Origin of the sequence: Natronobeatus ordinarius, assembly GCF_024362485.1 — an archaeon.
Classification (GTDB): Archaea; Halobacteriota; Halobacteria; order Halobacteriales; family Natrialbaceae; genus Natronobeatus; species Natronobeatus ordinarius.
Genome location: NZ_CP101456.1, coordinates 1,018,576 through 1,039,425, shown reverse-complemented (window position 1 = coordinate 1,039,425; position 20,850 = coordinate 1,018,576). Strand labels below are relative to the sequence as shown.

Below are 20,850 nucleotides of genomic sequence, written 5' to 3'. Positions count from 1 at the left end.
TGACCGCCCTCGAGAGTGAGTGGCATGGACGGCACGACCGCCTTCGTCACCGGCGCCAGCCAGGGCATCGGCCGCGAGATCGTCCTCGAGTTCGCCAACCGCGGGGCGAACGTCGCGCTCGCGGCCCGGGGCGACGGGATCGAGGAGACCGCGGAACTGATCAGCGCACCCGAGCGGACACTTTCCGTTCGAACGGACGTGACCGACGAGGACTCGGTCCGCGAGGCCATCGAGCGGACCGTCGAGACGTTCGGCGGCCTCGACGTCCTCGTCAACAACGCGGGGATCGCCGGCCCGACGGCGCCGATCGAGGATGTCGACCGCGAGGCGTGGGATCGAACGATGGGGGTCAACGTGACGGGGATGTTTTTGACCACGAAACACGCTGTCTCCCACCTCAGAGAGAGCGACCGCGCGAGCGTGATCAACGTCTCCTCGATCAGCGGCAAGCGGCCACTCGAGAACCGGACTCCCTACACGGCCTCGAAGATGGCGGTGATCGGTCTCACCCGGACGCTGGCGTTCGAGCTCGGCGACGACGAGATTACGGTGAACGCGATCTGTCCGGGGGCGACCAGCGGCCCACGGATCGACGCGGTGATCGAGGCCCAGGCCGAGGCGCTGAGGGTCGATTACGAGGAAGCCAAACGGCGGGTGTTCACCGACGACGCGGCGCTCGGTTCGCTCGTCGAACCGGAGGACGTGGCGAAGGCGGCGGCGTTTCTCGCGAGCGAGGACGCTCGACACGTCACGGCCCAGGACGTCAACGTCGACGGCGGGACGGTCTGGTACTGATCCGAGTCACAACCAGCCATCGGGGAGGTCAGCTCGATGGTCGTGCAGCAGTCGAAGCAGCGGCTCGACCGCCTCGAATTCGGGGCCTCGCTCCACGCACCCGTTTCCCGGCACCCAATCGATGAACCCGCCGTCCGCCAACTTCGGAAGGTGGGCGTGTTTCACTTCGACGAGGAGCATCTCCTTCTGTTCTTCGCTCATGTTCAGATCATCGAGCTGTATTTGCGGCTCACGGAGCAAGGTGAGTAGCAGGCGACGGCGTTGAACGTGACCGATCGCCCAGAGATGCCGATCAAATTCGGCCATAATTCATCCAACGGTGGGGCGGTCAAAAGGATGTGCCAGGCAGTAGCAGGCGATCCGATCGTTCGCGTTCTCCGCCCTGCTCGGCCCGCAGCTGGGCGCACGCACGAACTTCACCCCGGAGCGGTGAGTCTCCATCCCCTCGAGGTGCTCGAGCTGTTCCTCGTGAAACGCCCGGACGTTCGCGATCGTCTCGTCGATCGCCTTGCGGTCTTCTTCCTCGAGGACGCTGTGGGCCGCCGCGATCTCCTCCTGGGAGACGCGGATCGACTCGCGCTCGACGCCGTCGAACTCCCGCGTGAACTCACGAATCGCCTCGTCGCCATTCCGACGAACGTCGGCGAGGATCTCTGAGACCGACTCGGTTACCTCCGGCGGGAACTCGAGGGACGGTCGATCTGCCTCCTTGATGTGCCTGCGTGTGTCAACCATGCCATGACAACGATCGGCGGCCCCCATAAACGGCCGCGTTAACAGTACAAGGGTGGCGTCGGCAAACCAGGAGAGTAATCGCTTTGGCAGGCGGGTCCTATCCTTCCGACATGGAGTACGTCGCTCGAGAACGCGTTCCGGTGCTCACCGGCCTGTTGACAGTCGTCTCGCTCGCGCTGGTGTTCGGTGCGGCCGGCGGGGCGATCCCACAGGACGTCGTTCCCGCCCCGCCCCAGTGGCTCCTCGACGCCATCCCGCACGTCAACGCGGCCATCAGCCTGGTGGCGATCGGGACGATCGCGGTCGGTTGGCGGGCGATCCGTCGGGGGGAGGTCGATCGCCACCGGTACGCGATGACCGCCTCGCTCGCGCTGTTCGTCACGTTCCTCGTCCTCTACCTCTATCGGCTCGTGGTCGTCGGTGGCGCGGCCGAGTTCCCGGGACCCGAGACGATCTACCTGTACGTCTACCTCCCGGTGCTGGGGATCCACATGCTGCTGGCGATGGTCTGTATTCCGCTGCTCTACTACGTCCTGTTGCTCGCACTCTCGCGGCCGATCGCCGACCTCTACGAGTCACGTCACGCCGCTGTCGGCCGAATCGCCGCCTCGCTGTGGCTCGTCTCGTTCGCGCTCGGCGTCGTCGTCTACGTGCTGCTGTATCACCTCTACTGAGCGCTGGCCGCCGCTATCCCGGCGAGGAGGACGGGAGCGACCGTCGCTGCGCGCGCTCGTGTTCCCGCCGGTGGGCCTCGAGGTCGAAGTACGTCTTCGCGAGCACCATCACGACGAGCGCGCCGACGGGGGCGCCGAACAGCTGGATGGGGATCGCGCCGAGGACGATCGTCACGTGGAGGACGAACACCCGCGAGTACGGCTCGACCATGAGCGTCACCGGCCCGTTGCGTTCGTACTCCCGTTGCCCGAGGTAGTTCAGCCAGTAGGAGACGACGTGGTAGCTGGCGAGGCTAACGGTGGCGACGGCGACGACGCGCAGGCTCGCAGACTCCAGTTCGGGAAACTCGGAGGGAAAGCCGTAGAGGACGAACAACCCGTGGAAGGCCCAGAACACGCCGTAGTGGCCGAGAAAGAACGTGGCGATTCGGCCGTTCGAGGTCCCCACGAACGAGTCGGCGGACCTGCCGTTCAGTTCCCACGAGGGAATCTCCTCGGGGTCGTCCTCGCCCTCGGCGCGGTGGATCTTCGCCACGTACGCCGCCCCGACGACGCCGCTTTCCAGCCAGTAGACGACGAGCAACGAGTTTGACATCCTCCCCGCGCTGAAGCGCGAGGATTCCTCCGTGGGACAGCACGCCGTTCGCGCGTCTCCGAAGGCACCCTGACCAAGACCATAGAGTCTCGGCTGTGGTTTGTGAGTAGTGCGTCGGGCCTCCAGAAGAGGCGTGGTGTGCTTGGGTATCCGCTTGCACCTCACAGGCCGTGCCATCGACCCGGCTCGCCCCACACGGGGTGAGTAGCCATCCGACGCAGGGTTGCGTTTTGTTGACGGAGACCCCAACCCAACTCCAATTTTCGCCCGATGTGCTTACGCTGCGATATGATGTCACGCATAATAAGATTCGTGGTTAGCGCCCCTCTGTTGTCGGGTTCATTCCCGCGCTAAAGCACGGGGCTTTCTCCTCGAACTTCCGTAAGGTCCACCCAAAGGCGACGACCCCGAACAACGGGACGAGGTTGGCGAGGACCAGTCCGGCGGCGGCCACCCGTGGTCCCAACCACGACGAGTGCACGCGAGGGCGTACCGTTTTCTGAACCGTCAACGTACCGATTCCGACGATCGTCTCCCTCGGCGACACTCGAGGAAGACGCCGAGACGAGCGCCCGCGACAGCGGATCAGTCGTCCGCGCTCGGCACAGGCCCGTCGATCTCCGGGCGGGTGACGTCGCGGTCGCTCGCCTCCCCCTCGATGTCGTAGGGGTACTCGCCGGTGACACAGCCAAGACAGAGGTCGAGCCGTTCTGCCTCGAGGGCGTCGGCGACGGCGTCGATCGAGAGGTACGCGAGGCTGTCGGCGTCGACGACCTCGCGGATCTCTTCGACCGTTTTTCCGGCGGCGATCAGTTCCTCGCGGGTGGCCATGTCGATGCCCATGTAGCAGGGGGCGACGATCGGCGGCGCGCCGATGCGCAGGTGGACCTCCTCGGCGCCACAGTCTTTGAGCAGGTCCACGAGCTGGATCGAGGTCGTTCCGCGAACGATCGAGTCGTCGATGATCGTGACGGTCTTGCCCTCCACCGTCGACTTGATCGGGTTGAGCTTCAGCCGAACCGCGCGTTCGCGTTCGTCCTGAGTCGGCATGATGAACGTGCGGCCGACGTAGCGGTTTTTCATCAGGCCCTCGGCGAACTCGACGCCCTGGTCTCCCTCCGGACGCGGCTCGCCGTCGGCGGTCGTCTCGTCCGCCGCCTCGGCGTAGCCGGAGGCGAACGAACGCCCGGAGTCGGGAACGGGCATCACGACGTCGGTCTCGACGCCGCTTTCCTCCCAGAGCTTGCGGCCGAGTTCTCGGCGAACCTCGTAGACCAGGCTGCCGTCGATCACCGAGTCCGGCCGGGCGAAGTAGACGTGCTCGAAGAAACAGTGAGCCGTTCCCTTGGGCTCGATCAGCTGGTAGGACTCGAAGCCCTGGCCGTCTTTCTCGAGGAGAACGAGTTCGCCGGGGCGGACGTCTCTGACGAGTTCGCCGTCGAGCGTGTCGATCGCGGCCGACTCAGAGGCGAGGATGTAGCCGTCCTCGACTTTCCCAATACAGAGCGGACGGTTCCCCTGTGGGTCACGGACGCCGAGAACGGTGTCGTCGTGGGCGATCGTCAGCGAGTACGAGCCGTGGATCCGCTGCATCGTCCGCTTGACCGCACGGATCAGATCCTCCTCGAGTAAGTTGCGCGCGAGCTCGTGGGCGATGACCTCGGTGTCGCCGTCGCTCGTGAACGCGTGCCCGTAGGCGGCGAGCTCGTCGCGGATCTCGTCGGCGTTGACGAGATTGCCGTTGTGGCTCAGCCCGAGCGAACCGCTCTTGAACGACACCGAGAACGGCTGGGCACACGAGGTGTCGAGACTCCCTGCGGTGGGGTACCGGACGTGGCCAATCCCCGCCGAGCCGTTGAGCGTCTCGAGGTCAGTCTCGTCGAAGACGTCGCCGACCAGCCCCATGTCGACGTGGCTGTGCTGCTGAAACCCGTCGTGGGTGACGATTCCCGCGGACTCCTGGCCGCGGTGCTGGAGCGCATAGAGCGCGTAGTACAACGGTCGTGCCGCGTCGCGACCGGCCAGTGAGACGCCGACGACGCCACACTTTTCGGTCATGCCGGTTCGCTGAGGATGTGCTCCCCGCCCGTTGGTCATGTGAGTCCGTAGAGGGACCGACCGATAAAAACCTCCTTGTTTGTGCGCTCATCGACGCTCTCGAGCGAGAGAATGTGCACGTTCGTGAACAGCAATGTCGCCAGCGGGCACGGGACACGCACCAGCCGTCGATTTGACGGCGCTCACGGCACCCGATCCGTCCACCGGGCTGTTCAGCTGGAATCGTCGAGCAACCCCATCTCGGTGGCGACCAGGTCGGCCAGGTGATCCACGACGTCCGGGTCGACCTGGGCAATCTCGGCACCGTCGTGGAGGCGTTCGTTGTGTCGCTCGAGTGTGTCGGCGACCTCCTCGAGTGGAATCCGTGCCGTGGTATCACACGCAGTGCAAACGATCGGAACTCGTGGCCCGTGCTCGTCGGTCTCACTCGGTGCCGTCATTGTTCGACACTCTCGTGGCAACCGGTAAAACGTAGTTGGTTCCGTCGGTACGCGTAATCCGGCGCGTTAACAGCGGTCGCTCGAACGTCGAACGGCAGAAGAACGCGACCGAAACTCAGTTGTCGCCGGCTTTCGACTGCCAGGCGTACTCACGCCGCTTGGCGGATTTGCCGAAGCCACACGACGCACAGACTTTCTTCTTCACGTGGTAAGACTTCTCACCGCAGCGACGGCACTTGACGTGAACCGTCTTGTTCTTCTTTCCTTGGCTTGGGGTTCCTGCGCCAGTCATGGAGTGATCGAAACGACGTTATCGCCGCGTATAATCGTTGTGTCTTCGATCGGCTCGTCGTCTCCCCCTTCCGTTGGGAGCCCGACGTCTTCGAGCACGAGGTTCATGTGCTGGTCGTAGCCCGCCAGCTCGCCGACGTACTCCTCGCCGCTTTTCAGTCGCACGGTGACGCGTTCTTCGAGTGACGCCTCGAGGACGTCCAGCGGTCGTCCGCTCATACGAAACACCGCTTGTGACGGACACTTAACCGTACCGGTCGATCCCGGTTTCGTGTCCGTTCGACGTCACCCGGCCGACCAGCGTGGACGAACCCGGCTGCGCTACAGGTTTATAACCAAAACCGCGGCCAGACCGACCATGCGCTGATCGATCGCCCGGTCGCGGCCCGAACGCGTGCGGCCGACCGCACCGGGATTCGAAGGTGGCCGCCTGTTTGCCCCCACGCTCGTCAGACCCACGACTCCCGTTACACGTCGACTGCGAACGGGGCGTACTCGTGAGCCGTCGCGCCAAACGCCCCGAGGAGCGCGGCGACGTTCTCGAGGTCGCCGACGTCGATCGCCTCTACGGGCGTGTGCATGTACCGGTTCGGGACGCTGACCACCTGCGAGGGGATGCCACCGCGGGCAGTGAAAAACCGATCGGCGTCGGTCCCCGTGGCGACGCCCAGCGCCTCGAGCTGGATCTCGATCTCCGCGTCGCGCGCCGCCTCGCGGACGGCTCGACAGAGCACGGGGTGGTTGGTGCTCCCGCGAGCGACGACGGGACCGCCGCCGAGTTCGACGTCGCTGCCCTTCTCGCTCGGTGCGCTCGGATAGTCGAGGGCGTGGCCGACGTCGACGGCGACGACGGCGTCCGGCTCGAGGTCGAAGCCGATCATCCGCGCGCCCTGGCCGCCGAGTTCCTCCTGGATCGTGCTGACGGCGTACACCGTCGCGTCGGTCTCTGCCTCGACCGCGCGGCGCAGTCCCTCGGCCGCGGCCCACGTCCCCACCCGGTTGTCGAGCCCGCGGCCCGCGAGTCGGTCCTCGGTGAGCCAGGTGTACGTCGAGGAGAACGTGATCGGGTCGCCGACCTCGAGTCGTTCGTGGGCGTCCTCGCCGTCCGCGGCACCGATATCGATCCAGAGGTCCGTGACCTCGGGCTCGCCGTTTTCCTCCCGGAGGTGGATCGCCGTCTGGCCGACGACGCCCTCGACGGGTCCGTCGTCGGCGTGAATCGTCACGTGCTGACCCCGCGAAACAGTTGCGTCCGAGCCGCCGATCCGTCCCGGCCGAACGAAGCCGTCGTCGTCGATCGACTGCACGACAAATCCGATCTCGTCGGCGTGCCCCGTCAGGACGACCTCCGGTGCGTCGGGCTCGCCTCTCGAGACGGCGACGGCGTTGCCGTAGTCGTCGGTCCACGTCTCGTCGGCGAACGCCGAGACGTACTCGAGCCAGACGCGCTGGCCCCGCGTCTCGAACCCCGCGGGGGAAGGCGTCTCGAGCAGCTCCGTCAGGAACGATCGTGCGTCGCGATCCATATCGGTCGGTGTCGGGCCGTCGTGTTCAACGTACTGGTCGTCGATCGCGTCGACGGCCGGTTGCAAGCGACGGGAGGCAGCACAACCGCTAAGTGTGCCGTCGACGACTGTCGTTCCATGGGCGACAAGAAGTTCACGTTCATCGAGTTGCACTTAGACGGCGACACCCAGTTCGGCCCCCGGAGCCTGCCCGACCTCGTAACCGGCATCGGCGAGTCCGACGAGGAGCACGAGGAGCTCGAGACGGACGAAGAGGACGTCGTCGCCGCGACCGACGACTCCGGCGCCAACGGGGCGATCGCCGTCGTCCTCGGGCTCGCCGCCCTCGTGGCGATCGGCGTCGCGGTGAAGAAGTTCCGCGGCGGAAACGACGACGAGCGCGAGGAGTACGACGAGCCGGACGTCATCGTCAACTGATTGTTGTAATTCGTTACCGGTGATCGCTGCGCCGTTCGAGCAATCACTGGTAACACGTTACAACGATCCGGACGCGGCAGCCGAACCCTTTTGCGTCCGCTCCTCGTACGTCGTTCTGTGAGTCTCTATCGCAGTGCCCGGGCCGTCGCCGGGGCGTCCGGCGACCACGTCGTCGACTGGCACGCCGCCGCCGACGCCGCCAAGTCGGTGACGGATCCGGGTCCGATCTCGCTCGAGCCCGACGAGCGCGCGGGGTACGCCCGCGACGTCCGTGACGCCCGGACCGAAGTCCGGAAAGCCGCGGGACTCTCTTTCGACGTTCCAGAGGTCGTCGAGATCCAGAACCGCCATCACTGGATCGACGCCAACATCGAGACCTTCGCCCGAGTGATGGCTCCGCTCGAGTCCCACGCGGGGCCGTTCCCGGGAATCGCACGAACGATCAACACCGGGACGATGACCGTCCTGCTTGCCTTTCTCGGACGGAACGTCTTGGGGCAGTACGACCCGCTCTTGCTCGCCGAAGCGCCCGACGACGACCACGCGCTCTACTTCGTTCGCCCGAATATCGTGAACGTCGCGGACGCCCTCGACGTCGACTACGAGCGGTTCAGGCGGTGGATCGCCTTCCACGAGGTGACCCACGCCGCCGAGTTCGGCGCGGCGCCGTGGCTGTCGACCCACCTCGAGGAACGGATGCGCGAGGGGATCGACGCCCTGGCGGAGGGCTCGTTCGACAAAGAGGCGTTCCGCGAGCTCGACGCGACGATGACCGTCGTCGAGGGCTACGCCGAGCTCCTGATGGATCACGCCTTCGACGACGAGTACGCGGACCTCCGCCGGAAGCTCGACGCCCGCCGGCAGAGTCGGAACCCCCTCCAGCAGCTGTTCCGGCGGCTGCTCGGACTCGGGCTCAAACAGCGTCAGTACGAGCGCGGCAAGGCGTTCTTCGAGGGCGTCGCCGACGCTCGCGGTCTCGAGGCTGCGGGCGCCGTCTGGGAGCGTCCCGAGAACCTGCCGACGAACGAGGAGATCGACGCGCCCGAGCGTTGGCTCCGCCGCGTCGACGCCTGATCACTCGAGGTCTTCGGGCTGGGTACCGATCTCCTCGGGCCAGCCCGGGGGCTGTGCCGCCGAGGGCGCCGCGTACTCGCGTTTGAGCACCATCGGCGTCCGTTTCAGCGAGAGGACGAGTTCGTCGTCCTGGTTGTACGCCCGGAGTTCGGTGGTGACGATGCCGACGTGCTCGCGGGAGCCGCTCTCGCGTTTCTCGAGCACCTCGCTCTCGACGAAGATGGTGTCGCCGTGGTAGACCGGCGCGTGGTGGCGAACCTTGTCGTAACCGAGGTTGGCGGTGGCGTTCACCGAGACGTCGACGACGCTCATCCCGACGGCGAGGGCGATGACGAACGTCCCGTCGACGAGCCGTTCGCCGAACTCCGTCTCCGCGGCGTAGGGCTCGTTGAAGTGCATCGGGTTGGCGTTCATCGTCACGTTGGTGAACCAGACGTTGTCGGTCTCGGTGACCGTCCGGCCGTACGGATGCTTGTAGACGTCGCCGACGGCGAAGTCCTCGTAGTAGCGGCCGTGCCAGCCCGCGACGAGCCGTCGGTCGGCCCCATCGGTGGATGCGTCGTCGCTCATGCGTAGCCCTGTTCGCTGGCGCTATTAAGCTCTCCCGGGGCGCCGGTCGATCGATCAGCGGGCGATCCACAGCAGGTACCACAGCAGCGCGCCGCCGGCGAGCAGTCCGCCGAGCGTCGCGAGCCCGACGGCCGCGATCGACGCGCCCGCCTGAACCGCCATCAGCCCACCCGAACAGCCCACCAGCACGACGAAGCCGGCTTTGAGTCGGCCGAGCCCACCGGCTGGCTTCGGCTGGCCCCTCATCGCAACTCGTGTGGCGCGCTGACGTGCATCGTGGCGAACCGCCACTCCCCGTTCTGGCGGACGAGCGTCCCCGTCCAGCGCGTCTCGAAGCGATGGCGCGTCTCGGCCTCGAGGTCGGTCCACGCGAGGGTGACCTCGTCGGCGAAGCGTGCGTGGTCGTCGGCTTCCTCGACGGTGAGTCGGTGGCTCTCGACGGTCCAGTCCTCGGTCGTTCGGCTCTGTTCGCGCAGCGAGTCGGCGACGTTTTCGTAGCCGTAGCTCGCCCCCCGAACGCCGATTTTGACGGTCGAGTCGTCCTCGAGGAAGTACGGGTGGATGGGGTCGCCTCGGCGCAGCGCGTCGTAGTACGCGGTGATGACGGCCTCGGCATTCATGGAAGCGTCGTCGACCGCGAGGGGCAAAGGCCCACCGCATGCGCTGTCATCGCTGCGGCGGGCGCAGCCGTGGCACCCACCGGGGAACGCGTTCGCAGTACCGTTCGTAGGACTCGCCGTGTTTCTCGGCCAGGTGTGGCTCCTCGAACTCGACGACCCGGTTGTGAAAGCCGATCCAGCAGCCGACGGCCCACCAGCAGACGGCGACCGACCGGTGGAGCAGCGCCTGTCCGAGCACGATCAACAGCACGCCGACGTACATCGGGTTTCGCACGTGGGCGTAGAGCCCGCCGGTCACGAGTTCTTCGGGTTCGTCGGTCGGCGAGGGCGTCCCGTCCCCTTCCGTCGCGAACTGCACCGTGGTGTGAAAGTAGAGCAGGGTTCCCGAGAGGAGGGACGCACCGCCGAGGAGCCGGGCCACCCTCGAGTCGACCGGGAGCCGTGGATGGGGCCGCCAGGCTCTCAGCAGCTGGGGGATCGCGACCGCGACCGTTCCCGGCACGAGCGCGGTGAACAGCGCCGACTTCGCGAGCGTGGACGGCGAGGCCATGGCCTGACCTCTCGAGCATCGGTAATAGGTGTTCTCCCGTCTCAACTACATGAAGCCGCGGTCGACCTCGTCGGCCTCGATGAGGTCGTCGAGTTCGGCGTTCAGCAGCTGTTCGGCTTCCTCGAACCGGTCGGAGAGCTCCTCGAGTTCGTCCGGTCGACCGTAGCCGTCGTAGGCCATCGGCCCGAACGCCGGGCTCTCGAGGGCGTCCATTACGTCCTCGAAGAGCGCTCCCGGCGTCGTCGGCGCGTCGGCGTGGGTCTTGATCACTTCCTCGAGTCGGCTCGCCTGACTCTCTGCGTGGTCCTCGTTCTCCGGCGGCGATCGGACGGCGAATCGCCCGGCTGCGTCCTCCCCGGGCATGAACGAACCGATCTCGTCGTCGAGCTTTCGGGCGACGTGTGTGCCGACGCCACGGACCTGGAACGGGTTCTTCGCGTACGTCTTCAGGACGTAGACGCCGGCTCGAGGGTGGGAGAGGTAGAGGTCTTCGCCGACGCCGCGCGAGCGGTCGCCGGCGACGGCTCGCCAGTCGTCCGGATCGACGTTCGCTTCGGTGACGTCCTCGAGGACGTCCTGCCACTCGCGAATCCGCATGGCCTTCGGTTTCGCGTCGGGCGGAAAGAACGTATCGGTCGCGACGGGAGCCAAACCGAAAGGGCTACAGGAGGATGCTCGACAGAATGCGTCAAGAACTGCCCGCTGACCCATGCACTCCCGTCGAATTACCTCCTTCGTCGACCTCTTTCTCGCTGCGCCGATGAAGAGCCTCCTGCTGTCGGTCGGACCGATCGCCCTGGCAGTCGGACAGCTCGCGAACAGCTACGTCAACGGCCTCTCGCCGACGATCGCGATCGGGTTCACCGTCGTGATGGTCGCCTTCGCTATCGTCGCGACCGGCCACCACGCCGCCGAGTACCGACTTCGCCAGCTCGAGCGCGAGTTCCGGGCGTCGAAGTGACGGTCCGTATCAGGACGTCTCGGGTTCGCCCTCGGCCGTGACCGTTCGCGCTTCCCGGGCCTCGTAAGCGTTGTAGCCCGCGAGAGCTGCGATGAGCAGCCCAGAGACGGCCGTACTCCAGAAGAGCATGCCGATCATCTCGAACAGCGCGGCGGCGAGGATCAGCCAGATGCCGAGCAATGCTACCAGCGTCGCGACGCCGACGCTCAGCGGGATGTCGTTGTTCAGCCGGTAGAAGTTGTAGCCGGCCGCGAGGAAGACGACGGCGCCGACGAGGACGTTGTTCCAGAGGCTGGCCTGCGTGACCTCGTAGAGCAACACCGAAAGGGCGACCCACGCACCGATGATCGCCGTGACGCCACTGACGAGTGCCGTGTTCCGTCGTCGCTCCTCGTCCGCCACCTGCGTCGACCCGGGTCGAGGGTCAGGCCCCTCGTCGACCCTGGTCCCCGTCCCGGTTCGCGTGTCCGTCCCGGCCGTCGCGTCGGTGTCGTCGGACCCGTTCGCGTCGCTCATAACGGTGGTCGTTCGGCGCCTCACGATAAAAGGCGCAGCGACCGTTTCGGCGTTCCAGTCGGGATCTATCCTCGAGTAAGAGCCTATTACTGCCAGTGTCGGTCGACGCGGAACGTCGGCGAGCTGCCCCCGAGCCGGGACGGCCGCGACCGATAGCGTTTTTCCGAGGCCGATCGATGATAGCATCCGTGAACGTACGCGGAACCGTCGCGGGTGACGTCGCGGTGAAAACGGTCACGACGAGCTACGGCGAGAGCGAGCTCGCCGAGGTGCCGGTCCGACTCGAGCGCGACCCCGAGACGGGCGAGCCGATCGCGGGCGACGACGCCACCGCGCCGACGACGGTGACCTGCTGGGGAAAGTGGGTCGAGTCCGCACAGCTCCTCGAGCCGGGGATGGAGCTTTCGGTCACCGAGGCCGAGACCGACGAGTATCGCGGCGAGGTGCGGTACTCGACGACGAGTGACTCATACGTCGTCGTCGAACCCGGATTTTTAGTGAACGTCACCGCGATCCGGAGCTGGGTGGAGTGTCCCCGCCTCTACTACCTGAACAAGCTCTCCGGGGTCCCACTGAACTACCCCGTCGTGAAAGGGACGCTCGTCCACGAGGTCTTCGGCGACCTGCTCCGGGGCCGCGCGCTCGAGGAGGCGATCGAGGAACGGATCGACGAGCGCGGGCTCGAGCTCGGGCTGCTCGGGGAGTCCCCCGACTCGGTCGCAGAAGAGGTCCGGCAGAACGCGGCGGCGATCGAGGGCTGGCTCGAGCAGGGTCGACTGACCGACGAGGACGACTGGCGCTCCGAGCAGCTGTTGATCAGCGAGACGTTCGGCATCCGTGGACGAGCCGACGCCATCCGGCGAGGGGCGCCGGTGGAGCTGAAGACGGGGAAGAACCTGCGGAAAGAGCCTCGCTTCAAGGACAAGATCCAGGCCGCCTGTTACGCGCTGTTGCTCGAGGAGAACGGCGACCCCGTCGACACCGGGACGTTGCTCTATACGAAGAACTCCGCACTCGACCGCAACGAGGAGACGGGTGATCTGACGCCCGCGAAGGACTTCTCGATGGGCAACGGGCTGTTGAAGTACGTCGTCCGGGTGCGAAACGAGCTCGCCGCGATGGAAGCTCGCGGCGCGGTGCCGACGGGCAACGAGGGGAACGCCAAGTGCGAGTACTGCTTCGAGCGGGACACCTGCATGGTGGTCTCGGGGCGGCTCGACCAGGAGTCGAAAGCCGGCCAGATCGGCCAGCCCCTGCCCGAGGAGGAACTCGAACACTTCGAGCGCTTTTACCGGGCCATCGAGGAAGAGCGCGCGGAGGTCCACCGGGAGTACGCCAAGCTGTGGGAGCAGACGGCCGAGGAACGGGCCGACGACGACCGGGCGCTGATCGACCTCGAGTTCCTCGAGAAGCGCCCCCTCGAGGGCGGGCGCTGGGAGCTGCGAGCCCGGAAGGAGGGGGCCGCGACCTCGAAGCTCCGGGAGGGCGACCTGGTGCTGGCGAGTGATGGCCACCCGGTTCGCGGGAACTCGGAGCTGGCGCGGATCGAGGTACTGGACGAGGAAGTCGTGCTGACGGCCGACGAGCCGGTGGAGGTGACGCGACTCGACGTCTACCCCTCCGAGCTCACGACCGACCGCCTGCTCGTGGCGCTCCACGACGCGCTGCTCAAGGGCGAGGGGCGCCGCAAGGACGTCCTGTTCGGTCGCGTCGAACCCGAGTTCGAGGACCTCGACGAGACGTTCATCGACAACAACGACGCCCAGAACGAGGCCGTGCGGATGGCCGTCGGGGCGCGAGACCTCGCGCTGATCCACGGACCGCCCGGCACCGGAAAGACGTACACCATCGCCCGGGCCGTCCGTGCGATGGTCGAGCGCGGCGAACGCGTCCTCCTCTCGGCGTTCACGAACCGGGCCGTCGACAACCTCCTCGAGGCGCTGCTCGAGCAGGGCTTTTCAGACTTCGTCCGGGTCGGCACCGAGAGCGGCGTTCGCCGGGACATCCAGCCGTACCGCCTCGAGCGATCGGGCGACCCCGAAGAACGCCTCGAGGAGCTGCAGGATGCGCAGGTCGTCGCGGCGACGACGGCCACCTGCGGCTCACGCGTGATGAAAGAACAGGTATTCGACGTCGCGCTCGTCGACGAGGCGGCCCAGCTCACCGAGCCCGGCACGTACGCGGCGATCAACCTCGCCTCCCGGTTCGTCCTCGTCGGCGACCACCAGCAGCTTCCGCCGGTCGTCCGGGCCGAAAACGAGCTTTCGACCTCCCTGTTCGAGCGACTCGTCGACGTACACCCCGAGGCGGGCGTGATGCTCGACCGCCAGTACCGGATGAACCAGCGCATCCAGGCCTTCGCCTCGAGTGCGTTCTACGACGGCGAGCTCCGGCCGGCGACGCCTGCGGTGGCGAGCCGGACGCTCGACGACCTCGAGGGCGTCTCCCGCGACGCCCTGCCCGAGCACCTTCGAGACCCCGTCTCGTTCGTCGACGTGCCGGGCGACGACGAACGCTACACTGACACCGAGGAGGCGAAGACGATCGCCGAACTGATCGAGACCTACGAAGCAGCCGGGCTCGATCCCTCGAACGTCGGCGTCATCGCCCCGTTCCGCGCCCAGGTCTCGGAGATCTCACGGCACGTCCCCAATTCGGTAGCCGTCGACACGGTCGACCGGTTCCAGGGCTCGAGCGAGGAGGTGATCGTCGTCTCGTTCGTCGCCAGCGGCGAACTCGAGGGCCCCATCTTCGAGGATCACCGGCGGATCAACGTCGCGCTCACGCGACCGAAGCGGGCGCTCGTGCTCGTCGGCGACGCGGCGGCGCTCGAGGGCGATTCCGTCTATCGGGAGCTGCTCGAGTGGGCGCAGGCCTGAGGGGACGGTGGCTGTTCGGGATTCCGTGCGTCGTCGACCGGTTTCGTGTGAGTGGTGCACATCCGGCACAGCTACGTCACTCCTCCGCCCCGAGTGGCTCACATGTACAGCCCCTCGAGACGCGAGCTTCTCGCAACCGTCGCCCTCGCCGGTGGCACGGCGATCGCTGGCTGTCTCGACGCGGCGTCGAGCGGCTCGCCGACGTCGGCGGAGTCTGCGGTGGGGGAGTCAGACCACCCGAGCTGTGAACCGGCACGGCCCGAAGCCGACGGGGGCGACCCGGTGCCGATCGTGGATCGGTCGCTCCCCCAGGAGTACGAGTTCGACGAGTTACTCGAGGCCTCGCTCGATGGGGGTCCGGGACCGGACGGCATCCCGTCGATCGACGATCCCGTCTTCGCGCCGGCCGGCGAGCCGCCCGAGAATCTCGCCGACGGCGACCCCGTCTTCGGCGTCGTTCTCGACGGGGTGGCGAAGGCGTACCCGCAGTACGTGTTCGTCTGGCACGAGATCGTCAACGACGTTGTGGGCGATGAGTCGGTCGCGGTCACCTACTGCCCGCTGACCGGGACGGCCCAGGGCTTCTACCGCGGCGACGCCACCTTCGGCGTCTCGGGGGAGCTGATCAACAGCAACCTCGTCATGTTCGACCGCGAGACCGAAAGCTGGTGGCCACAGATGCTCGCCCAGGGGATCACCGACGAGCACGAGGGTGCGTTTCTGGGAGAGTTTCAGGTCACCTGGAGCACCTGGGGACAGTGGCGCGATCGCCACCCCGGGACGGTCGTGCTCACCGAAGAGACGAGGTACGTACGCGACTACGGGAGCGACCCCTACGGCGGCTACAATCCGACGAGCGGCTACTACAGCCCCGACGACGAGAACACGCTGTTCCCGCCGCTCGCGACCGACGATCGGTTCGCGCCGAAGGAGGCCGTCATTGGCGCCCGGACCGCGGACGGAGCGGCGGCCGTCCCGAAGGATCGGCTCCGGGAGGCGGGACTCCTCGAGTGGTCGATGGAGGACGAACCGTACCTCGCGGTCTTCGATCCGGCGCTCGAGACGGGCCACGTCTACCGAAATCCCGACGGGCTGGAACTCGAGTTCGACGACGGGGCCGTCGTGGTCGACGGCGACGGGTTCCCCCCGGACGACCTCCCGCTCGACTGTGAACTCGGGGTCGACGCGATGTGGTTCGCCTGGTACGGCTACTACCCCTCGACGGAGGTCGTCGAATGAGCGTCGCGGGCCGGATCGGTCGGCGCCTCGGCGCTCGCCTGGATCGCACCGCGTCGGCGATCGGGCTCGTGTTCGGCCGGTACGACTCGCTTTCGGTCGTCGTCGCGGTGACCGTCGGCTATCTCGCCGTCTTCCTCTGGCTGCTGGGGGACCTCTCGTACCGTCCGGACGTCTCGACGGGGCTACTGATCGTCGACGACCCGCTCGGCCGGGCGCTCGAGCGGACGGGGCCAGCGACGTTCGAAGCGGTGGCGATGGTCGACACCGGCGTCGTCCGGCTGCTGGTCTCGCCGGTGAACCTCCTGGTGGGGCTGGCCCTGTCGACGCTGGTCGGGCTCAACCTCGCGCTCTCGTATCTCGCCGTGGTCCAGCCCGCGGCCTGCGGCCTGGGCGCCGGTTCGGGGTTGCTCGCGTCGCTCCCTGCGCTCCTCTCGGGGACGGTCTGCTGTGGCCCCGTCGTCCTGCTCGTCCTCGGCATCCAGGCCACCGGTGCCCTGTTGACTCTCTTCGCGTGGCTGCTCCCGGTCGGCGTCGCGGCGTTGCTCGGGAGCCTCGTTTACGTCGCCGGGAACATTGAGCCGGCTGCGGCGTCGACCTGAGTCACCGCACGTCGGCGATGCGTTCGTCGGACCTGACCGTGCTGCCGATCACGAGCGCGGCGCCGATGATCACGAGATTTTTGACGATGTACTGGCCCTCGACGGTCAGGGCGTACGGAAAGACGTGGAACACCACGTCTGGCAGGAGTACGATCGGCAGGAAGGTGCCCGGGAGCTGGAGGAACAGGAGCAGGATGCCGAGGCGGATGAGCGACCGGTACAGGAGACTCAGCCCGATGAGCACCTCCCACACGCCGAGCACGGGAACGAACAGGTCGGGCGGGACCACGTAGACGGTCGCCGCGACGAGTTCGGCCGCCGGCGAGTCGCCGACGATCTTGAGTGCACCGAACCAGATGAACACGATAGCGACGGCGACTCGCAGCACCGGGATGCCCCACCGGTCCATCCACGCCGCGATCGCTGCGTCGAGTTCGTCGACTCGATTTCGGTACTGCTGCAGTCGATCGGCGGCGAGTTGCTGACTCATCCTGGATCGTCAGCCCATTCGAGACAGGCGAAGAAAACCCTCCTGCAGGAAGGGTCGACTGTCGGTGTCGTCTCGTGAACGAACCGATCACAGCGCCCGGTCCGAGTCGGGGTTCTCGAGTTCCCACAACACCTCGGGCAGAAAGGCCTCGAGGTTATCGATCACGCGTCTGTCGCTGACGCCCAGCCCCTCGCAGTGCTCGTGGGCAGAGTCGCGGATATCGACGTGGAGTTCGTCGTCTTCGAGCCAGACGCCCAGCGGGAACACCGAACAGCGCGTCGGCTTCCAGTCTTCCTCGAGGTGCAGCGTACAGAGACCGTCCTCGCGCAGGAACGCGCAGGCGTGGCCGTCCGCAGCGACGTGTTCCTCGCGCGCCTTCGGCTCGCGGGCCACGAACTTCTCGCCGCGAAAGTCAGTGGTCGTCTCGGCGAGATTCGCCCGCTGAGCCAGCTCGAGCAAGTCCCGGTCGTACAGTAAGACGCCGTGGTGACAGCACCAGGTGCAGTCGTCGACGCACTCGAAGGTGAGTGCAGGGTCGAACTCGACGACGACCTCGCAGCCGGGATAGACCTCGACGCGGCGGGAGTCGCTGTGCACGCTCGAGGGAAACGGTCGCGCGAACAAGTGCCTTTCTGCTCCAGGCGTTGCGGTCTCGGGGCCCGACTCGAGGTGCACACCCGCTGTCGAACCGTGTGTATCGAAAACGCACGGAGGAGCGATTCACGGGGAGGGTCATGCCATCGCCGACTACTGCGGACGGACGGCGAGACCTGGCGTACTCCAGCCCGACTATTAACTATCGTTCTGGAGGAGTAGAGGAACTATGTATCGCAGAACGACGCTGGCTGCTGCTGGCACAGGTCTCGTTTTGGCCATCGGTGGATCGGCGGTGGCCGCTCAGGAGGCCGACGACGAAGCTGGAGAAGACGACGATGAAAACGGAGACGAGCTCCCGGACGAGATGGCGGTGAACGAATTCTCGGGGGAAGGGACCCAGATTGTGGACGATCTCGAGATCGCTGGCGGGCTGACCGTCGTCGAGGGGCAACACGAGGGCTGGATCTTCGTGCAGGCGATTCCGTCTGAGAACGACCAGGAGCACACACTCGTCACCGATGCGGACGAATTCGTCACCGGAACGATCCTGGAATCGGGAACGTACGACCTGTACGTCAACGCCGAAGAGGAGTGGGAACTGACGGTGATTCAGCCACAGACGGCCGACGAGGAGCCAGCGGCGTTACCGCTCGAGTTAACGGGAACTGGACCGGACTGGACTGGTCCGATCGAATTCGAGGAAGGGACGAACGTGACCGGGCGACACAATGGTCAGTCGGATTTCGAGGTGTACGTGTACACCGAGGACAACGCGACCGAACTCGTCTTTCACGTCCTCGGTGAGTTCGCCGGTGAAACGACGCTCCAGGGCGATAGCGATGGCTACCTGGTGGTCGATGCAGACGGCGAGTGGGAACTCGAGTTCGAGTGAATGGGGCGGATACAGGGTGCCCACGCGTTCGTTGCCCCGGACTCACTCGTGGTCGGCAACCGTGTTCCGGAGCGTCCCGACGCCCTCGTAGGTGATCTCGACCGTGTCACCGGGCTCGAGCAGCCCCGGGTTTGCGGGGCTGCCGAAGGCGACGACGTCGCCCGGTCGGAACGTGAACCGCCGGGAGAGAAACGAGACCACCTCGGAGGGATCGAACAGCATCAGCTCGGTGTTCGCCTCCTGGCGACGCTCGCCCGCCACGTCGGTCCACATCTCGAGCCCCGTCGGATCGAGGTCCGTCTCGAGCCAGGGGCCAAGCGGTGCCGAGCCGTCGAACGCCTTTCGTGCGGTTCGTCCCTGCTGGTCGAGCGCGTCGACGTCGTTCATGATGGTGTAGCCACGCACGACGTCGGGGACGTCCGCGGGCTCGAGGTTCCGACAGCGAACGTCGATCACCGCCGCGAGCTCGCCGGCGTAGGTCAGCTCGTCGGTGAACGCGGGGTACGGGATCGGCTCATCGTGGGCGAGCAGTGACGCCGGCGGCTTGATGAAGAAGTCCGGCTCCTCGGGACGCTCGTAGTCCATCTGCTCGAGGGTCGCCGCGTAGTTCCGGCCGACGCAGTACAGCGACGTCGGTTCGCAGGGCGCCAGAAGGTGGCCGTCCACGCCGACCTCGTAGCGACCGTCGTTCGCGAAGACGATACCGTCCTCGTAGCGGCCGAAAACGGGTCCGTCGGGGGTCGAGAGTCGTGCGAGTCGCATACGGGCCGTCGTGACTCCGGCGGGGTATGGGTGCCGGTTTGCTCCGACCGGAGTTTTCGGACCGAATCGGCACTGATTGCCGCCGTTCCGAACGCGCGAACTCGAGCGATGGGTGCCGATTTTGTCCCGGGCGGTCGAAAGCCGGGTGCTCGTGGGGGCGAACCGCGCTCGAGCCGGTGGGTGGACGGACGCGTCGTCGTAGAAACCCGCCAATTGTACCCTCGGTGTTAGCTTTAACCCGGTGGTCGGTGGACGAGTTCCCGTATGACCGATTACGACACCGACGTCCTCGTCTCGGCCGACTGGGTGGAAGCGCATCTGGACGAGTTCCAGTTCGACGACCCCGACTACCGTCTCGTCGAGATCGAGAGCCCGAGTCCGCCGGAGGGCGACTTCCCGTCGCTGTACGACGAGGGGCACATTCCGGGAGCGATCGGCCTCAACTGGGCCGAGGACCTCTCGGACGAAACCCAGCGCGACATCCTGAAGAAAGACGACTTCGAGGACCTCGTCGGCGAGGTCGGAATCAGCGAGGACTCGACGGTCGTCTTCTACGGGGACGGCCACATCCCGAACTGGTTCGCCGTCTTCGCCTACTGGGAGTTCAAGTACTACGGTCACGAGGACGCCCGCGTGCTCGACGGCGGGAAAGACTACTGGGTCGAAAACGACCACCCGCTGACCGAAGACGAGCCCGACTTCCCGGCCCAGGAGTACACCGCCAGGGGCCCCTTCGAGAGCATCCGTGCCTACAAGGACGACGTCGACAAGGCCCGCGAGGCCGGCCTCCCGATGGTCGACGTGCGCTCGCCCGAGGAGTTCTCCGGCGAACTGATCGCCCCGCCGGAGCTCGACGAGACCGCCCAGCGCGGCGGCCACATCCCCGGCGCGTCGAACGTTCCCGTCCCGACGAACCTGCGCGAGGACGGCCGCTTTCTCCCGCCCGAGGAACTCGAGGAGCTGTACGCCGACGCCGGCATCGAGGGTGAGGAGTCGGTCGTCACCTACTGCCGCGTCGGCGAGCGGTCGGCGATCGCCTGGTTCGCCCTCAGCGAGCTGCTCGAGTACGAAGACGTCCACAACTACGACGGCTCCTGGACCGAGTGGGGGAACCTCATCCGGGCCCCGATCGCGACTGGCGAAGAGTAAGCACAGGTCAGTTCGGGATCGTCACTCCTCCTGCCAGCTCGGATTCGCCCGCGGCGGGCTGAAGATGTCGACGCCGCGAACCGTCTCCTCGCCGCGGTTTACCGCGCCGTGGGGCTGGTCGCCGGGGATCGCGTAGGAGTCTCCGGGTCCGCAGACGATCTCTTCATCGTCGGTGAGAAACGTCAGCTCGCCCTCGTAGATGAACCCCGTCTGCTCGTGTGGGTGGCTGTGCTCGTCGACGCTCGCGCCGGGGTCGATCTCGAAGTGCTGGACGTTCATCTCCTCGTGACCGGCCATGAGCGCGAGGTGGACGCCATCGGTGGCTTCCGAGGCGTCGACGTCCTCGAGTGAGACGCGTTCCATACGACGGGGGTCGCGCCGTGGCTACCTAATAGTTCGCCAGCCGGCAGCTCGCCGGCGT

The 20,850-nt window shown here is 66.5% G+C and carries 28 protein-coding genes; 10 read left to right on the top strand and 18 right to left on the bottom strand.

The window, feature by feature from the left end; genetic code table 11:
* Positions 1 to 24 precede the first annotated feature (24 nt).
* Positions 25 to 795: an SDR family NAD(P)-dependent oxidoreductase gene (locus NMQ09_RS05340; protein ID WP_255193412.1), complete on the top strand. Its 771-nt coding sequence runs from the start codon at positions 25 to 27 to the stop codon at positions 793 to 795.
* Between the two features lie 6 nt (positions 796 to 801).
* Here NMQ09_RS05340 and NMQ09_RS05335 read toward each other — a convergent pair whose 3' ends face one another.
* Both NMQ09_RS05335 and NMQ09_RS05330 read right to left on the bottom strand, forming a co-directional pair.
* Positions 802 to 1,101, bottom strand: coding sequence for an ArsR family transcriptional regulator (locus NMQ09_RS05335; protein WP_255193411.1), 300 nt, complete (start codon positions 1,099 to 1,101; stop codon positions 802 to 804).
* Between the two features lie 3 nt (positions 1,102 to 1,104).
* Positions 1,105 to 1,530 carry a histidinol dehydrogenase gene (locus NMQ09_RS05330; RefSeq protein WP_255193410.1) on the bottom strand — a complete coding sequence of 142 codons (426 nt, stop codon included), beginning with the start codon at positions 1,528 to 1,530 and terminating at the stop codon, positions 1,105 to 1,107.
* 110 nt (positions 1,531 to 1,640) lie between these two features.
* Here NMQ09_RS05330 and NMQ09_RS05325 point away from each other — a divergent pair, with 110 nt between their 5' ends.
* Positions 1,641 to 2,204 (top strand): DUF420 domain-containing protein, encoded by a 564-nt coding sequence (locus NMQ09_RS05325; protein ID WP_255193409.1) that lies wholly within the window; start codon positions 1,641 to 1,643, stop codon positions 2,202 to 2,204.
* A 13-nt stretch (positions 2,205 to 2,217) separates the two neighbouring features.
* Here NMQ09_RS05325 and NMQ09_RS05320 read toward each other — a convergent pair whose 3' ends face one another.
* From NMQ09_RS05320 to NMQ09_RS05295, 6 genes are all read right to left on the bottom strand, one after another.
* Positions 2,218 to 2,799 (bottom strand): DUF6498-containing protein, encoded by a 582-nt coding sequence (locus NMQ09_RS05320; protein WP_255193408.1) that lies wholly within the window; start codon positions 2,797 to 2,799, stop codon positions 2,218 to 2,220.
* Positions 2,800 to 3,384: 585 nt separating this feature from the next.
* On the bottom strand, positions 3,385 to 4,857 hold the full coding sequence (gene purF, locus NMQ09_RS05315) for an amidophosphoribosyltransferase (RefSeq protein ID WP_255194556.1): 1,473 nt from the start codon (positions 4,855 to 4,857) through the stop codon (positions 3,385 to 3,387).
* Positions 4,858 to 5,069: 212 nt separating this feature from the next.
* Positions 5,070 to 5,297, bottom strand: a complete 228-nt coding sequence (locus NMQ09_RS05310) for a DUF8149 family protein (protein WP_255193407.1) — start codon at positions 5,295 to 5,297, stop codon at positions 5,070 to 5,072.
* Between the two features lie 115 nt (positions 5,298 to 5,412).
* Entirely contained in the window at positions 5,413 to 5,589 is a 177-nt protein-coding gene (locus NMQ09_RS05305) for a 50S ribosomal protein L37e (protein WP_255193406.1), read from the bottom strand.
* A complete protein-coding gene (locus NMQ09_RS05300) occupies positions 5,586 to 5,807 on the bottom strand; it encodes an LSM domain-containing protein (RefSeq protein WP_255193405.1) in 222 nt (73 codons plus the stop codon). Before NMQ09_RS05300 ends, NMQ09_RS05305 begins: the two co-directional genes overlap by 4 nt.
* A 248-nt stretch (positions 5,808 to 6,055) precedes the next feature.
* Positions 6,056 to 7,114: a zinc-binding metallopeptidase family protein gene (locus NMQ09_RS05295; protein WP_255193404.1), complete on the bottom strand. Its 1,059-nt coding sequence runs from the start codon at positions 7,112 to 7,114 to the stop codon at positions 6,056 to 6,058.
* Positions 7,115 to 7,231: 117 nt separating this feature from the next.
* Here NMQ09_RS05295 and NMQ09_RS05290 point away from each other — a divergent pair, with 117 nt between their 5' ends.
* Complete coding sequence (locus tag NMQ09_RS05290; RefSeq protein ID WP_255193403.1) at positions 7,232 to 7,531, top strand: hypothetical protein; 300 nt, start codon at positions 7,232 to 7,234, stop codon at positions 7,529 to 7,531.
* A 117-nt stretch (positions 7,532 to 7,648) separates the two neighbouring features.
* A complete protein-coding gene (locus NMQ09_RS05285; protein ID WP_255193402.1) occupies positions 7,649 to 8,605 on the top strand; it encodes a zinc-dependent metalloprotease in 957 nt (318 codons plus the stop codon).
* Here NMQ09_RS05285 and NMQ09_RS05280 read toward each other — a convergent pair whose 3' ends face one another.
* From NMQ09_RS05280 to NMQ09_RS05260, 5 genes are read right to left on the bottom strand one after another with little or no spacing between them, the layout of a single operon-like run.
* A complete protein-coding gene (locus NMQ09_RS05280) occupies positions 8,606 to 9,175 on the bottom strand; it encodes a MaoC family dehydratase (protein ID WP_255193401.1) in 570 nt (189 codons plus the stop codon).
* A gap of 54 nt (positions 9,176 to 9,229) precedes the next feature.
* Positions 9,230 to 9,421, bottom strand: a complete 192-nt coding sequence (locus NMQ09_RS05275) for a hypothetical protein (protein WP_255193400.1) — start codon at positions 9,419 to 9,421, stop codon at positions 9,230 to 9,232.
* On the bottom strand, positions 9,418 to 9,795 hold the full coding sequence (locus NMQ09_RS05270; RefSeq protein WP_255193399.1) for a nuclear transport factor 2 family protein: 378 nt from the start codon (positions 9,793 to 9,795) through the stop codon (positions 9,418 to 9,420). Before NMQ09_RS05270 ends, NMQ09_RS05275 begins: the two co-directional genes overlap by 4 nt.
* Positions 9,796 to 9,841: 46 nt before the next feature.
* The gene (locus NMQ09_RS05265; RefSeq protein ID WP_255193398.1) at positions 9,842 to 10,345 is read right to left on the bottom strand and encodes a methyltransferase family protein; all 504 of its coding nucleotides are present in this window, start codon (positions 10,343 to 10,345) and stop codon (positions 9,842 to 9,844) included.
* A 45-nt stretch (positions 10,346 to 10,390) separates the two neighbouring features.
* Positions 10,391 to 10,942 carry a hypothetical protein gene (locus NMQ09_RS05260; protein WP_255193397.1) on the bottom strand — a complete coding sequence of 184 codons (552 nt, stop codon included), beginning with the start codon at positions 10,940 to 10,942 and terminating at the stop codon, positions 10,391 to 10,393.
* Positions 10,943 to 11,054: 112 nt separating this feature from the next.
* On the opposite strand from NMQ09_RS05260, the gene NMQ09_RS05255 reads away from it, so the two are divergent.
* On the top strand, positions 11,055 to 11,306 hold the full coding sequence (locus tag NMQ09_RS05255; protein ID WP_255193396.1) for a hypothetical protein: 252 nt from the start codon (positions 11,055 to 11,057) through the stop codon (positions 11,304 to 11,306).
* A 9-nt stretch (positions 11,307 to 11,315) separates the two neighbouring features.
* On the opposite strand, the gene NMQ09_RS05250 is transcribed toward NMQ09_RS05255, so the two are convergent.
* On the bottom strand, positions 11,316 to 11,822 hold the full coding sequence (locus NMQ09_RS05250; protein WP_255193395.1) for an SPW repeat domain-containing protein: 507 nt from the start codon (positions 11,820 to 11,822) through the stop codon (positions 11,316 to 11,318).
* A 188-nt stretch (positions 11,823 to 12,010) separates the two neighbouring features.
* Between NMQ09_RS05250 and NMQ09_RS05245 the strand changes: the two genes are divergently transcribed.
* From NMQ09_RS05245 to NMQ09_RS05235, 3 genes are all read left to right on the top strand, one after another.
* Positions 12,011 to 14,701 carry an AAA domain-containing protein gene (locus tag NMQ09_RS05245; protein WP_255193394.1) on the top strand — a complete coding sequence of 897 codons (2,691 nt, stop codon included), beginning with the start codon at positions 12,011 to 12,013 and terminating at the stop codon, positions 14,699 to 14,701.
* Between the two features lie 102 nt (positions 14,702 to 14,803).
* Positions 14,804 to 15,940 (top strand): DUF3179 domain-containing protein, encoded by a 1,137-nt coding sequence (locus tag NMQ09_RS05240; protein WP_255193393.1) that lies wholly within the window; start codon positions 14,804 to 14,806, stop codon positions 15,938 to 15,940.
* Positions 15,937 to 16,539: a hypothetical protein gene (locus tag NMQ09_RS05235; RefSeq protein ID WP_255193392.1), complete on the top strand. Its 603-nt coding sequence runs from the start codon at positions 15,937 to 15,939 to the stop codon at positions 16,537 to 16,539. The genes NMQ09_RS05240 and NMQ09_RS05235 overlap by 4 nt, the downstream gene beginning before the upstream one ends.
* Position 16,540: 1 nt before the next feature.
* Here the strand turns inward: NMQ09_RS05235 and NMQ09_RS05230 are convergent, their stop codons facing one another.
* Complete coding sequence (locus NMQ09_RS05230; protein WP_255193391.1) at positions 16,541 to 17,029, bottom strand: hypothetical protein; 489 nt, start codon at positions 17,027 to 17,029, stop codon at positions 16,541 to 16,543.
* A gap of 87 nt (positions 17,030 to 17,116) precedes the next feature.
* Positions 17,117 to 17,626: a YkgJ family cysteine cluster protein gene (locus NMQ09_RS05225; protein ID WP_255193390.1), complete on the bottom strand. Its 510-nt coding sequence runs from the start codon at positions 17,624 to 17,626 to the stop codon at positions 17,117 to 17,119.
* Between the two features lie 226 nt (positions 17,627 to 17,852).
* On the opposite strand from NMQ09_RS05225, the gene NMQ09_RS05220 reads away from it, so the two are divergent.
* A complete protein-coding gene (locus NMQ09_RS05220) occupies positions 17,853 to 18,518 on the top strand; it encodes a hypothetical protein (protein ID WP_255193389.1) in 666 nt (221 codons plus the stop codon).
* A gap of 42 nt (positions 18,519 to 18,560) precedes the next feature.
* Here the strand turns inward: NMQ09_RS05220 and NMQ09_RS05215 are convergent, their stop codons facing one another.
* Positions 18,561 to 19,280 carry a fumarylacetoacetate hydrolase family protein gene (locus tag NMQ09_RS05215; protein ID WP_255193388.1) on the bottom strand — a complete coding sequence of 240 codons (720 nt, stop codon included), beginning with the start codon at positions 19,278 to 19,280 and terminating at the stop codon, positions 18,561 to 18,563.
* Positions 19,281 to 19,544: 264 nt separating this feature from the next.
* On the opposite strand from NMQ09_RS05215, the gene NMQ09_RS05210 reads away from it, so the two are divergent.
* Positions 19,545 to 20,429 carry a sulfurtransferase gene (locus NMQ09_RS05210; RefSeq protein WP_255193387.1) on the top strand — a complete coding sequence of 295 codons (885 nt, stop codon included), beginning with the start codon at positions 19,545 to 19,547 and terminating at the stop codon, positions 20,427 to 20,429.
* Positions 20,430 to 20,450: 21 nt separating this feature from the next.
* On the opposite strand, the gene NMQ09_RS05205 is transcribed toward NMQ09_RS05210, so the two are convergent.
* Entirely contained in the window at positions 20,451 to 20,792 is a 342-nt protein-coding gene (locus NMQ09_RS05205) for a cupin domain-containing protein (RefSeq protein ID WP_255193386.1), read from the bottom strand.
* Positions 20,793 to 20,850 lie beyond the last annotated feature (58 nt).